This is a genomic window from Desulfotruncus arcticus DSM 17038 (assembly GCF_900113335.1).
GTDB lineage: Bacteria > Bacillota > Desulfotomaculia > Desulfotomaculales > Desulfallaceae > Desulfotruncus > Desulfotruncus arcticus.
Genome location: NZ_FOOX01000013.1, coordinates 41,033 through 53,536, shown reverse-complemented (window position 1 = coordinate 53,536; position 12,504 = coordinate 41,033). Strand labels below are relative to the sequence as shown.

Sequence of the window (12,504 nt, the reverse complement as noted above, 5' to 3'; positions counted from 1 at the left end):
TTAATTTTACTCCTTACTTTGCGCCCTACGTAGAATTTCTTGCAGCGTTTCTTCAGCCAACCGGTCAAATTGAGTTCTTGTGCTTATCTGACCTTCTTGTGCCAAACGCTTGTTTAACAAATAGTCGTAAATTGCTTGCTGCATTGCCTTGATAGCCAGTAATGAACAATGCTTTTTCCCTTCCGGCAGCCCGCCAAGGTAATCCACAACATCATCATCGTTCAATTGTAACGCCAAATCCATGCTTTTCCCTTTGGCTATTTCGGTAACCACACTGGAGGTTGCTATGGCGCCGGCACACCCGTAAACTCTAAATTTTATATCTTCGATGATGTTATTTTCAATGCGCACGGTGATTTCACATATATCGCCACACCCTGGCTCACCAATCTTACCATACCCGTTTCCATCCTTAACCACCCCGACATTACGAGGGTTTTCAAAATGCTCCATGGTTAACTCGTTATACTCCAATGTGCTCATCAACATCTTCTCCTCTGCAATAATTATTAATTTATCATCATAAATTTTGTAATCTAATCATTATTTATCATTGGTTTAGGTTTTGCAGATAAAATGCAACATTAAACAAGCCGCCGTTTTTATTGGGCGACTTGTTTAATGAATATTGGTTTTTTATAAGCTGCTAAGCCGTATTCATTCCTTACTGTTGACTACCTTCTTCCCCATTGCTTCCAGGCGTTTTTCAATTTCACCCAGCTGTTTTTTTAAAAATTGAGCCTGGGCTTGCAATAATTCATTTTCTGAGGTAATTCCGGCAAATTGCGGTGGATATAAAGTATTTTGCGGCCCCTGGTATTCGCCGGTTGCCCACCAGCGGCGAGGCAGAGATGGATACATACGGCAATTGGGTCCGAAATTACCTCCGGGTCCGCAGCCATAACCATAGCCATAGCTATTGGCATAACCATAGCCATTACTCCACATACCTGCTCCTCTGAAACCATTTCCTCTTGGCATAGGATTCACCTCCCCCCATATTTAACGATTAGCAGTGTCCGTCACAACCATCATGCTGGCCGTCGGGATGAGTACATAGACTTACTCCCGATTCAATCTTGCCCTGCACAAAATCATCGATAACCTGGTTAACCTGCCCGGATACCCCTAAGATAGGCGTGATATTGTTCTCCGCAAACAAGGTCAGGGCTTTTTGACCCATACCGCCTGCAATTATGCAATCCACATTTAAACCCTTTAGGTATGGTGGTAAAAAACCAGGCTTGTGCCCCGGGTTGGCAACATATTTAAGGTTTGCAATCCGTCCTTCTAAAACGTCAAAGATAGCATATTCCTGACATTTACCAAAATGTTGGGCCACAGAGCCTTCATCAACAGCGATGGCAACTTTCATCTTTTATTCCTCCCAATTTCCTCTTTTTCGACCTCTTCGTCCTTTCCCGCCGCACCTGGGACAATTGTACTGATTCCCCGGGTCAAGCCGGCTGTCATTCAGCCAACCAAATCCGCAATCATTACATTCCACTTGGTGTGGGACAAGATGGTAATCTCCGCCTTCAATATGAATAGCCTTACCTTCCAAAATAGCGCGACTTAATTTCCGTCTGGCTGAGGTTAAGATCCTTTGAAATGTACTCTGCGCAACGCCCATTTCTACAGCACAGGCATCCTGGTCCAATCCATCAAGGTCTTTTAGCCGCAAGGCTTCGATTTCATCAAAAGTAATTAACTCTACTTGCGCCTGTTCACCAAGGCCAACCGGCTGAAAATTAGTTACCCTTGGCAATAAGCCTACTCGCCTTCTTTTACGTGGACGTGGCACAGTCCAACTATCCCCCTTCCAATGTTTTAAATATATACCCATAACTTAATTTAACATTATTCTATGGTTATTTTGAACATATGTCAAGTAACTTTAAATAATTTTTTAAATTTATTAGCGTATGGTAAAGAAGACTTGGTTCAGGTGGGGTTTTACACCTGAACCTTAGTCGCACTTATTTCGAGTTTATCGCCGCTTAACTCCCGCCTACAGAGGCGGGAGTCTTAGCGGCGGTTAACGAGATAAAACTTTTTTTGAATTGACAGTAAAAATTTATCGGGTGTACAATGTGGGCAACTGTTCGAAAAAACTTTAGAAATAAATTATCAATACGAAAGGAATTGTAATGGGAAAAGTTCTTGCTATAAATGTAAGTAAGGTTAAAGGAATTGCCAAAACCAGTGTTGAACAAGTTGAAATTGTTGAAGGGTGGGGTCTGAAGGGGGACGCCCATGGTGGCGACTGGGACAGACAGGTGAGCATTTTTCCGGTTGAGTGCCTGGAAAAAGTGCCTCCGGAAAAAAAAGAAGAGGTATTAAGCGGTGGCTATACTGAAAATTTAACTATTGCCGGCGTTGAATTGTCTGAACTGGCCGTTGGGAATTTTGTCAGCATTGGTGAGGCTGTAATTAAAATTTTACATCTGGGCAAGGACGAATTTAAGGAGCACGGGCGCCCTTACATCGTCAGCCGCGAAGGCCGCTTTGGGCGGGTGGTTCAAGGTGGCCTGGTAAATATGGGAGATACTGTTCTGACATATAAATTTAATAAAGAAGATTTTTTGAAGTGCTGCCAGGAAGGGATCAACACCATGGTACAGGTATTTCTAAATGAAAAAATGGACCCCAATGCCACAGACATGTATGGAGCAACGGCCCTAATGCTGGCAGCCAGGAACGGCCATGCGGATGTAGTACGGATGCTGCTGGACAAAGGCGCCGGCTTAAATGCCAGCAGCCATGATGGTATAACGGCGCTGATGATCGCCGCATACATGGGACACGCACTGACTGTCAAGATGCTGCTCGCTGCCGGCAGCGATCCCGATATGCGGAGCGAAAGCGGGCTGACAGCGTTATCCCTGGCCCGGGAAGGAAACCATGAAGCCGTCATACAGATTTTGGAAAAGAAACGCCAAGAAAATAGTTGAGTTAATCGCCTTACCCAAAGTAAGGCCCTGTTTTTATCTAATTCCAAGACTCCCACTTCTATAAGTAGGAGTTCCTATTTTTACTTCAGGCGGGGTAGAATCCCCATCTGAAGCCCCGATGTTTAGCTTTAGCTAAACGAGTTCACTGCTCAAGATTAAACAGCCTAAACCCCTTATAACAAAGGTTTAGGCTGTGGCAATTGATCTAATTGATCACTGGATTAATTTAACAGCATGCGGTCATTGCCAAGTACTTTGCCGCTGGCTTTTTCAAACATAGCCAGCAAATCGGACACTGTGGTCTTTTTCCTCCGGCTTCCGCCCAGATCCAGCAAAATTTTACCGTCATGCAGCATTAACGTCCGGTCACCAAAGGAAAGCGCCTGTTCCATATTGTGGGTTACCATCATCGTTGTGAGCTTGTTTTCTTCCACAATTGTCCTCGAAAGCTGCAGCACTTTTTCAGCTGTTTTGGGGTCCAGGGCGGCTGTATGCTCGTCAAGCAACAGCAGGCGCGGCATGGCAATAGTGGCCATAAGCAGCGTCAGAGCCTGACGCTGTCCTCCTGATAATAATCCCACCTTGGTTGTCAACCTGTCTTCCAGCCCGAGGTCCAATAGTTCCAAACGATCTTTAAAATGCTGACGCTCTTTACGGGTGACCCCCCGCCGCAGTTTTTTGGGTTTTCCCCTGCGCATGGCCAGAGAAAGATTTTCTTCTATGGTCATAGACGCGGCAGTTCCCATCATCGGGTCCTGAAATACACGGCCTATACATCCCGCCCGGATGTGTTCCCTTTGGCAGTGGATCTCTTGGCCGTCCAGGATAATCCGGCCCCGGTCGACAGGCACCACTCCGGCTACAGCGTTAAGCAGTGTAGATTTGCCGGCCCCGTTGCCCCCAATGATGGTTACGACTTCACCGGGCTTCAAATGCAGGGATATCTCCTGTAAAGCTATCCGCTCGTTTACCCCTCCCGGGTTGAATGTTTTACTAATGGATTCAACAACCAGCATTTTTTTCACCTTTTCCCCGTGCGACACCGGTACTGCCGGCAATTAATGATTTCAATACGGGTGACGATAACGCTAACGCCACCAGCACTGCTGTAAAGAGCTTAAGATCTGTCGGGGCCAATCCCAACTGCAGAACTACGGCAATAACCAACCTGTAAACAATGGAACCTATAACCACGGCTGTCAGGCACTTGAGCAAAGTATTGTTCCCAATTAATACTTCACCGATAATTACCGAAGCCAAACCTACAATAATCATTCCTATACCCATACCTACATCTGCAAATCCTTGTTTTTGCGCAATCATGGCCCCGGAAAAGGCAATCAGGGCGTTGCTTAAACTAAGTCCGATAACTTTCATGGTATTGGTGTTCACACCAAGGCTGCGAATCATCTGCTCGTTATCCCCGGTGGCACGCAAGGCCAGTCCCAATTCCGTTTCCAAAAACAGATACAACAAAAAAATTACAACTATCACGGCCGCCAAACCTAAAATCAGCACGCTTAATTGCTTGCTTACCCCCAAATCAACAATATTGGTGAAAATGGTATCCATTCTTAGCAGGGAAATCATGGATTTGCCCATAATCCTCAGATTCACGGAGTACAGGGCAATCATGGAGAGTATTCCCGCCAGCAAAGGTGTAATTTTAAGCTGGGTATGCAAAAAGCCGGTAACTGAGCCTGCTATCGCACCGCATAATATAGCCAGCAGGGTACCCAGCCAGGGATCGTAACCGGTAATGATCATATGAGCAGCCACCGCCGCCCCCAGGGTAAAGCTGCCATCAACGGTCAGATCCGGAAAATCCAGTATGCGAAAGGTCAGGTATACCCCTAAAACCATAACGCCCCACAGCAAGCCTAATTCAAGAGGCCCTACTAAAAATGCCGCCATACTATCCTCCGAATAAAACTTTTATTCTATAACGCGAGAAGCTTTTGCTTTGAAATCTTCTGAAACAGTAACTCCCATTCTTTCAGCAGCCTTTAAATTAATTACTATATTTTTGTCCTTTTGTGATTCCACCGCCATATCCTGAGGTTTTTCACCCTGTAAAACTCTTAAAGCAATTTCTCCGGTTTGTTCGCCCAGCTTGTAGTAATCTATACCAACTGTAGCCAACGCTCCCTCTTCAACTGAATTACTTTCACCGGCGATAACCGGAATTTTATTTTCTTCCGCCACCTGAAGCACAGCGGGTAAAGACGAAATAACCATATTATCTGTGGGCAGGTAAATAGCGTCCACTTTTCCAACCAACGATTGGGCCGCCTGCATCACCTCGTTGCTGGCGGTAACAGTTGCCTCCTGCAAGGCCAGGCCTAATTCAGGCGCCACCTCGCGGGCGATGTTTACCTGCACCTGAGAATTTATTTCACTGGAATTGTAAATAATACCAACATTTTTGGCATCCGGCACTAAATCTTTAACCAGTTCAAGCTGTTTGTCCACCGGATTCATGTCGGTAGTTCCGGTAACATTGGTCTCCGGTTTATCCAGACTGTTTACAAGCTTGGCCTCCACCGGGTCGGTAACGGCCGTAATCAATATGGGTATATCCTTGGTTTCTTGTGCCATGGCCATGGCTGAAGGTGTGGCTATGGCCAGCACCAGATCTTTTTTATCCTGGACAAACTTGCCGGCGATAGATTGCAGGGTAGGCTGATCGCCCTGGGCATTTTGATAATCAACTACAATATTGTTACCTTCCTCATAACCGTTCTTGGCCAGTGTATCCAAAAAACCCTGCCTGGCTGCGTCCAACGCCGGATGCTCAACTATTTGAATAATTCCCAGCTGCACCTGCTTGCTTTCACCCTGACTCTGTTCCGTACTCTCATTGCTTTGCCCGCTTCCGCAGCCCGCAAGGGCTAAAAACATACACAGAATCAACAGGCCGCCCCAAAACTTTTTCAAAAACCGCACCTCCTATAAATTTAAAAATATTTATAGACGGCACAGCACTTTTTATGATGAGTTAATTAAACACCTAATATGGTCAAATATCGTAATTATTGCCAAATCCGTGCCGTTCTGCCGTCCTACTTACTTTATGCTACCTTACTAGCAATAGTATGTCAATTATATTAGGAAACTCCATAACAACACAATTTTAGGTAAAATTTTCGTTACAGCCCCTTTTCGGCAACCACCAGGGTCAAATCCAGTACGCAATTGGAATAACCCCACTCGTTATCATACCAGACACCACTTTAACGGAGTTATTGGGGACATTCCTCCGACCCCAAAGCTATTCCCTAAAGAGGAGGTACAACATTTTCTTGTGACCTGTTACAAAACAGAACAATGTACTAAAATGGACCACCCCGGCTTGAGACCTAGCTGCGAATAAATAAGCGAAAACTTCAGGCAATGGCAGTTCTGTGCCGGAATGAAAGAAGGAGTTTTAATGTCGGGCAAGAATATTGCAAAATATAAATTTCCAAAACGGAAATAGGAAAATTAAACCTATTACAAGGTGGTATATATGATTACAGTTGGGATCGTGGGTGGCGGCAAAGGCGGCGCCTCCATATTGAGAGTGTTTCAGAGTATACAAGATGTCCGGTTGGTGGGAATCGCAGATGTGAATATAAACGCTATGGGTATGCAGTTCGCCAGTGAGATAGGAGTACCTGTTTATACTGATTTCACTGAGTTGCTGAAGCAGCCCGGCCTGGAAGTCATTATCGATGTTACCGGCTCAGAGATAGTCCGGGACAAAATCATCGAAGACAAGCCCAAGGAATGCCTTTTGGTTGAGCCCAAGGTTGCACGATTAATGTGGTTTCTGGCCGAGCAAAAAGACCGGATGTTGAGTGAAATCAACGACCAGGCACAGGAACTGGCCGGCATCGGAAGACAATTAAGTACGGCGGTTGAGCAGGTGCCGGATATTATCAACGAAGTATCGGATTTCATTAAAAGATACGGAGAGACTCTTTATACTTCGGTTACGGAAGTTAAAAAGCATTTAAATGATACCGGTGAAGTATTGGATTTTACGCGCAAGGTGGCGGATCAAACCAAGCTGCTTGGGATTAACGCAGCGATTGAAGCGGCCCGGGCAGGAGAGTTCGGCAGGGGTTTCGGCGTGGTGTCGGAAGAAGTCAGAAAACTGGCGGAGCACAGCGCCACATCCGTGAAGAATATTGCCACCATTATGAAGAACCTGGAGCATTCTGTTGGAAGTATCATTTATAGCATTGAAGAAAACAATAAATTAACGGAAAAACAAGTTTCCGCCGCGCAGCAGGTGGCTTACGCGGTTTCCCAATTAGGCCGGCTGGCAGATGACATGAATGAGTTTTCCAGAAAACTGGCAGCTATGCAGTAACGGGTGAAGAAAACACTTCCGGAGCAAGTTACTAAGGGGAGGCCCCGCGGGGAACCTCCCCTTTAAATCAGTTAGATAAATACCAGGCACAATGACACCACAATGCCGCTAAAAAGGAGTGCCACCATACAATAGCCCATGATGTCCCTGGATCCCAGCCCCGCAATACCCAGGGCGGGCAAGAGCCCAGAATGGCTGAATCATATTCGTCCAGGCGTCGCCCCAGGCCACCGCCATAGCGGTTTTGGCCACCGGCACCCCCAACTGGAGGCTGGCGGGAATCATTACCGGCGCCTGTACCGCCCACTGGCCTCCGCCGGAGGGGACGAAAAGGTGGATAATGCCCCCCGCTCCCTTCACCGCCTCACCCAGAGCATTTAAGAAATTCCTGGGCTTACCGTGGAAAAGGATGGCCAGGAACAGGAAAATAAAGTTGACAATATCCAGATTAAGAGCAAAGCCCTTGGTGGCAAAATACCAGATGATAAACACCAGTCCCATGATACCTGCCAGCAGGGATAGCGCCATGTCTTGGTAATATATCATAATGCTACCTCCCGTTATTGTTCATCCTCATCAGAACCATCCGGGGTAAGTTTCCTTTCCGTTCGTGGAGTTGATTCTACCTTTATATCTTTATATGGAACTTCTGAAATTAATTGTTGAGGAATTGCCCTTGTTATTGCTTTGAACTTATGCCCGTCGGGGGTGTGCCCTTGAAGCATGTAATGCGGAATAACATATTTTTGATTATATCCTAAAGATCTGTTGAGATATATTAACTCTATATTTTCTATCTCACCAGTTGCTTCGGGAACATTTTCCAGGTAGACAGTGGCGTTACCCTTGGTTATTTGCTCCATTGCCTGTTGGGGTGAAATTAAAGGATAATCCTCAAACTCTTCTATATCGCGCCAAACAGAGGCGGCTCCAATAATTTTGCCATTATCACCAAAGTAAACAGACATTTTGGGACCAACGCCAGTCCACGGGATTTCATTTAAGTCTCTAGTAAAAACGGCTTCAACAAGGCATACCTGCTCGGGTTGGTTTGTTTTTCCGATAGTATGACGAAGGGTTTTTCTATAATACGCTCCTTCTTTCATCAACCCTTTTTCTTTAAGGAACTTCTCGGCAATATCTTTATATTCTTCATCAGTAAGAAGGTTGTTTATAGGCTTGATAGCATCAGCGAGTTCTTTAGTATAATAATTAAAAGAGCCTGTTTTTTTATCTAAAGTAAAACTTGTTGTTCCATAAACAGCATCAATTACTGCATATTTTCCATCATTTTCTTTAATATCACCGTTTATACCCAAATTAGACGTATACTTTTTCATATCATCTTTAGATAATTTTGCATCCTTTACTATATACACCTTCATTTCAGAAGGCGTTTGGGGAATGGAGCAATTTATATTTAGCTCTTTGAAACAACCGTTTGAGCCTGTTTTAGGTAAAGGATTCATTTCTAGCTTACCTAAGTTATCTTCAGTATTATTTGCAATGGAAAATGATGTAATTGCGAACACTAGGACAAGACATGTAATTAAAGCGACAAACAGTGTTTTTTTAGTCTTAAGCATTATCAAAACTCCTCTCAGTATATTTTTAATCCCAATTCAGCTTGTAATAATCTCCTGGATTATCTGAGTAAGGGTCTGGGTCAGAAGCAACATCTCCATAACCCCCAAATATAATCATCCGCACGACTATCGCATACCGTATTGCATCTCGTTTTCATCATATCCTTCTTCAGTTGATAAGCCAGTACCTCCCCAAAATTCTCTCGTTCCGGCTGAAGAGACCAAGGGACCAATTATCGCCAGGTAAAATGCTGCCGGGTCGTGAAATTCCAAGACGTACAACCAGGGAATGAACTCTGGCTATACATTTGACAATATTAGAATAGCCGGATCAAGTACACCCGGAACAATGCTCCGGCGGATAATCCCATGGGAGAACTCACAATCGCGCGGCCACCTCCCCGGAAAGCCGGTCTCCTTGGATAGGTTGCCCGAAGATTGGCAATCACCTGGCGCACATGCTACTCCTCACCTATGTTAGCGAGCAGCTTGATATAGTAGCAGACCTTCTGGTACCCGCTGCTCCTGTTATTTAACCTTTGTGCTTGATTGAGGATATGCAGAATGAAGATATGATAGACTTCGTGCCGAACCGGTGGACTCGGAGGTACGAGTTTATGTTCATATAAAAACATAGACCAGTTCAACCGGGTTATACTTATACCAGTTGATTTGGCCTATGTTTTTTAGGTAAATTTAATAAGCTCAAAATAATTCTCCGTTTATTGCATTAACATATACTTCAGTAGTTCCATCAATTTTAAATTCCCAGGCAGGAATCCATTTATTATGAGATTTAACAATAAGAGGAGTATGATAAACTAGTCGCCCTCCTGACAATGTATATATAGTATTACTATTAAGTCTACAAACATTCCCATAAATATTATCTAAAAAAATGTCAATGGCTTTCTCGAAAGATATAGGCTGATGCTCTTCTGTATTATCAACATTTATCGGTTCGCGCCAACCATAGAAATATTCCCTCACACCTTGACTATCAAGGACTACTTCAATTTTTTCCACCCCGGTAACTGGCAATCCATTTATAGGTTTATGCTTGAGAGTAACCACATATAATGGACTAATCCCTTGAGTGCTCGACACTCTGGTTTCGTACTGATCGGGAAGGCCGCCATGATTTTTAATATAGTCGACGGCTTTGTTTAAAGCCTCTTCCTTGGAATATGTTATAGGTGGTTCGGATTCTTCGTCTGGAAGTACGTTTGGTTTTAAACTATACCTTAAAGCCCCACTAGGATAAACCCTAAGCTTAGCTTTGTCATCTTCTATCGATTCATACCTGTTATTTTGGTAATGTACATCGCCAGGTGGGGTTTGAGAAAAAAACATGTTTATAAGTTGTTGTGTATCGATTTTTTTTTCCTCCACATTAACAGGAGTTACTACTTCCGGTATATCATCGGGCTTAGTTGCAATTATTTTAAATTTTAATTTGCCCGACTTGTCTATTGTTATATCATCACTTTGTTCTTGACTGGAACAGCCAGAAATACTTATAGCAAATAATATTAAAGAGAGATAAACAAGCAATCTCCTCATAACCCACACCCGGCCTTTCGTTAATTAATCAATCAATAATCTTACCGGTAAAAGCATCAACGTAAATTTTATATCCTCTGTCGAATTCAATTTCCCAGGCGGGATACAGTGTTGTCTGTTTTTTATTACGATACTGGCTATAGTACACTAATTGCATATTAGTTATATCTACACTTTGATCCAGTTTAACATACTTGTGAACATTTTTCTCAATTTCCTCTAAAATGGTTTCAGGTGGTACAATTGATTGAGATTTTTTTGCTAAACCAATAGGTTCGCTCCAATGTTTAAAAAATGAATCTACTCCATTATTATTTATAGATACCCTTATATAATCTCCTTGTCCCCGTATAGGTAAGTCATAGTCATGCCTGAATACAATACCGTATTCTACTATTCGCTCATTTTCTTGGCCGCCGTCAAAGTTTAGTTCCACCTCTTTTTCTACAAATATTTCTGGTTCTGCCAAGGCATCTGATGGCATTCCTCCAATACTTGAAATAAACTCCCTAGCCTGAGCAATTGCTTCTTCTTTATCAAATGATATTTCCTCATCATCGTAAACTTGGCTACTAACTGATTCATTATCATTACAATTTTCACTAATTGACCCATCATCACCAGCTTCACTAATTTGCTCATCATCAGGATCTTTACTAAGTTCTCCATAAACAGCTTCACTAACTGTGTGATAACGTATCGCGCCGGAATCGTATATTTCAAAGAGCTTTGAACCATCACGGTAAGATCTGGCACCATCGTGTCTAATTTTAAAATCTGCTTTGGCTACATTCATTTTTGCATAATCTTTAGCCAATTGATTATCAGGCAATTTCTCATTTTTAACAAGCAAGGGCTTTAATTCCTCTGGGTACTCGGGTATAGCTGTTTTGACGTTTATTTCGGAATATTGGTTTTTTAATACTTTACTGCTAGTTTGGACAGAAGCAGGATAAACATTATTAAATCCTCCATACCATCGATAATTAATATTTACCTCATCATTTTTATCGGTATCGGGTTCTACATCCCCAAAGCCCCATAAACAATCCCACTTATTAGCAGTATGATAAACACCAGCCCATTCGTACCATTCATTATCAATATTGGCATTCTCCCATGATTTGTAAATAGATTCACCGTCTTGCAAATCAAGCACAAAATCAAGCATAACATCATAATCTTTGCTTCCAGACGGTGCTGTATTAGGATAGCCCCAAATAGAATGCATCCGAGCTTCTCCACACATTGCTAATGCCCAATCCTTATAATTACCATAATCATAACTTAATTGACTGCAAGCAGCTAAAACAGCCCACTCAAGATCTTCAACACTATTCCCATCTTCTTCATCATTCCCCCAACGTGTGTTAGTTTCATAAAGATATCTTTCCCACTCGTCATCGTAAACTATAAAATTATTTTCATTACCGTCATCATGTTCAGCATCATCTTCAAGTACATATAAAGGTTCATCATAATCAAAACCCCAGAAGTTATTTTCGTATATCGGTATTCTACACGGGTCTTTCCAGCCATGGCCTGAGATGTACACAAAATCATTGAAGTCTGCTTCATAAAGATCAGATGCTGTAATATCATCAACATGTGATGTCATATAATCAACGTCCCACCCCCAATAAATATCGAAGTAGTGGTTAACTAATTCGGCATCCTGATCATCATGTTCACCCGTATAATATACCCCAGCTTCATAAGCAGAGGCAAATGAAGCATTTCCGAATAGAGCGCTAGTAAAAAATACAAATGTCAATAAAAAAGTTAAGTATTTATTACGGAACAAAAAACACCCCCCCCTTTTAAATAAAATTTAGTATGTCAGCCTATGTTTTACATATTTTACATTATCCTGTGTCTTAAATAATTCATTGTTTGAAAAGTTGCTTATTGCTAGCATCTGTAATCCTATAAACAGGATATACTCAGAGTAGCTAATTAACTGATATTTTTTTCATATTCACCTCCCACATTTTTTTAACCATCATCAGCACCTCCTTTGTCATTTTTTATTTAAATATTATTT

15 protein-coding genes are annotated in these 12,504 nt (G+C 42.8%); 2 read left to right on the top strand and 13 right to left on the bottom strand.

Annotation, left to right across the window (positions count from 1 at the left end):
• Positions 1-6: 6 nt before the first annotated feature.
• The 4 genes from BM056_RS16630 to BM056_RS16615 all read right to left on the bottom strand — a co-directional run bounded on the left by BM056_RS16630 (position 7) and on the right by BM056_RS16615 (position 1,804).
• Complete coding sequence (locus tag BM056_RS16630) at positions 7-483, bottom strand: iron-sulfur cluster assembly scaffold protein (RefSeq protein ID WP_092472539.1); 477 nt, start codon at positions 481-483, stop codon at positions 7-9.
• 174 nt (positions 484-657) lie between these two features.
• Positions 658-981, bottom strand: coding sequence for a DUF5320 domain-containing protein (locus BM056_RS16625; RefSeq protein WP_092472538.1), 324 nt, complete (start codon positions 979-981; stop codon positions 658-660).
• A gap of 28 nt (positions 982-1,009) precedes the next feature.
• Positions 1,010-1,375: a NifB/NifX family molybdenum-iron cluster-binding protein gene (locus BM056_RS16620; RefSeq protein WP_092472537.1), complete on the bottom strand. Its 366-nt coding sequence runs from the start codon at positions 1,373-1,375 to the stop codon at positions 1,010-1,012.
• A gap of 3 nt (positions 1,376-1,378) precedes the next feature.
• Positions 1,379-1,804 (bottom strand): DUF134 domain-containing protein, encoded by a 426-nt coding sequence (locus BM056_RS16615; RefSeq protein ID WP_165613571.1) that lies wholly within the window; start codon positions 1,802-1,804, stop codon positions 1,379-1,381.
• A gap of 346 nt (positions 1,805-2,150) precedes the next feature.
• Between BM056_RS16615 and BM056_RS16610 the strand changes: the two genes are divergently transcribed.
• The gene (locus tag BM056_RS16610; RefSeq protein ID WP_092472535.1) at positions 2,151-2,954 is read left to right on the top strand and encodes an ankyrin repeat domain-containing protein; all 804 of its coding nucleotides are present in this window, start codon (positions 2,151-2,153) and stop codon (positions 2,952-2,954) included.
• Between the two features lie 221 nt (positions 2,955-3,175).
• Here the strand turns inward: BM056_RS16610 and BM056_RS16605 are convergent, their stop codons facing one another.
• The 3 genes from BM056_RS16605 to BM056_RS16595 are packed head-to-tail and all read right to left on the bottom strand — an operon-like array spanning position 3,176 to position 5,891.
• Positions 3,176-3,970 carry an ABC transporter ATP-binding protein gene (locus tag BM056_RS16605; protein WP_092472534.1) on the bottom strand — a complete coding sequence of 265 codons (795 nt, stop codon included), beginning with the start codon at positions 3,968-3,970 and terminating at the stop codon, positions 3,176-3,178.
• Positions 3,957-4,868, bottom strand: coding sequence for an ABC transporter permease (locus tag BM056_RS16600; RefSeq protein WP_092472533.1), 912 nt, complete (start codon positions 4,866-4,868; stop codon positions 3,957-3,959). The genes BM056_RS16605 and BM056_RS16600 overlap by 14 nt, the downstream gene beginning before the upstream one ends.
• A 21-nt stretch (positions 4,869-4,889) precedes the next feature.
• Positions 4,890-5,891, bottom strand: coding sequence for an ABC transporter substrate-binding protein (locus BM056_RS16595; protein ID WP_435050975.1), 1,002 nt, complete (start codon positions 5,889-5,891; stop codon positions 4,890-4,892).
• 571 nt (positions 5,892-6,462) lie between these two features.
• Between BM056_RS16595 and BM056_RS16590 the strand changes: the two genes are divergently transcribed.
• Positions 6,463-7,311: a methyl-accepting chemotaxis protein gene (locus tag BM056_RS16590; protein ID WP_092472532.1), complete on the top strand. Its 849-nt coding sequence runs from the start codon at positions 6,463-6,465 to the stop codon at positions 7,309-7,311.
• Between the two features lie 71 nt (positions 7,312-7,382).
• On the opposite strand, the gene BM056_RS27515 is transcribed toward BM056_RS16590, so the two are convergent.
• The 6 genes from BM056_RS27515 to BM056_RS16570 all read right to left on the bottom strand — a co-directional run bounded on the left by BM056_RS27515 (position 7,383) and on the right by BM056_RS16570 (position 12,264).
• Entirely contained in the window at positions 7,383-7,451 is a 69-nt protein-coding gene (locus BM056_RS27515) for a hypothetical protein (RefSeq protein WP_337833520.1), read from the bottom strand.
• Positions 7,420-7,857 carry a TIGR00366 family protein gene (locus tag BM056_RS16585; RefSeq protein WP_337833517.1) on the bottom strand — a complete coding sequence of 146 codons (438 nt, stop codon included), beginning with the start codon at positions 7,855-7,857 and terminating at the stop codon, positions 7,420-7,422. The genes BM056_RS27515 and BM056_RS16585 overlap by 32 nt, the downstream gene beginning before the upstream one ends.
• 14 nt (positions 7,858-7,871) lie before the next feature.
• Positions 7,872-8,897: a hypothetical protein gene (locus BM056_RS16580; RefSeq protein WP_092472531.1), complete on the bottom strand. Its 1,026-nt coding sequence runs from the start codon at positions 8,895-8,897 to the stop codon at positions 7,872-7,874.
• A gap of 126 nt (positions 8,898-9,023) precedes the next feature.
• Positions 9,024-9,170, bottom strand: a complete 147-nt coding sequence (locus tag BM056_RS26305; RefSeq protein WP_165613570.1) for a hypothetical protein — start codon at positions 9,168-9,170, stop codon at positions 9,024-9,026.
• Between the two features lie 432 nt (positions 9,171-9,602).
• Positions 9,603-10,460, bottom strand: a complete 858-nt coding sequence (locus BM056_RS16575) for a two-component system regulatory protein YycI (protein WP_092472530.1) — start codon at positions 10,458-10,460, stop codon at positions 9,603-9,605.
• Between the two features lie 28 nt (positions 10,461-10,488).
• On the bottom strand, positions 10,489-12,264 hold the full coding sequence (locus BM056_RS16570; protein WP_092472529.1) for a hypothetical protein: 1,776 nt from the start codon (positions 12,262-12,264) through the stop codon (positions 10,489-10,491).
• Positions 12,265-12,504 lie beyond the last annotated feature (240 nt).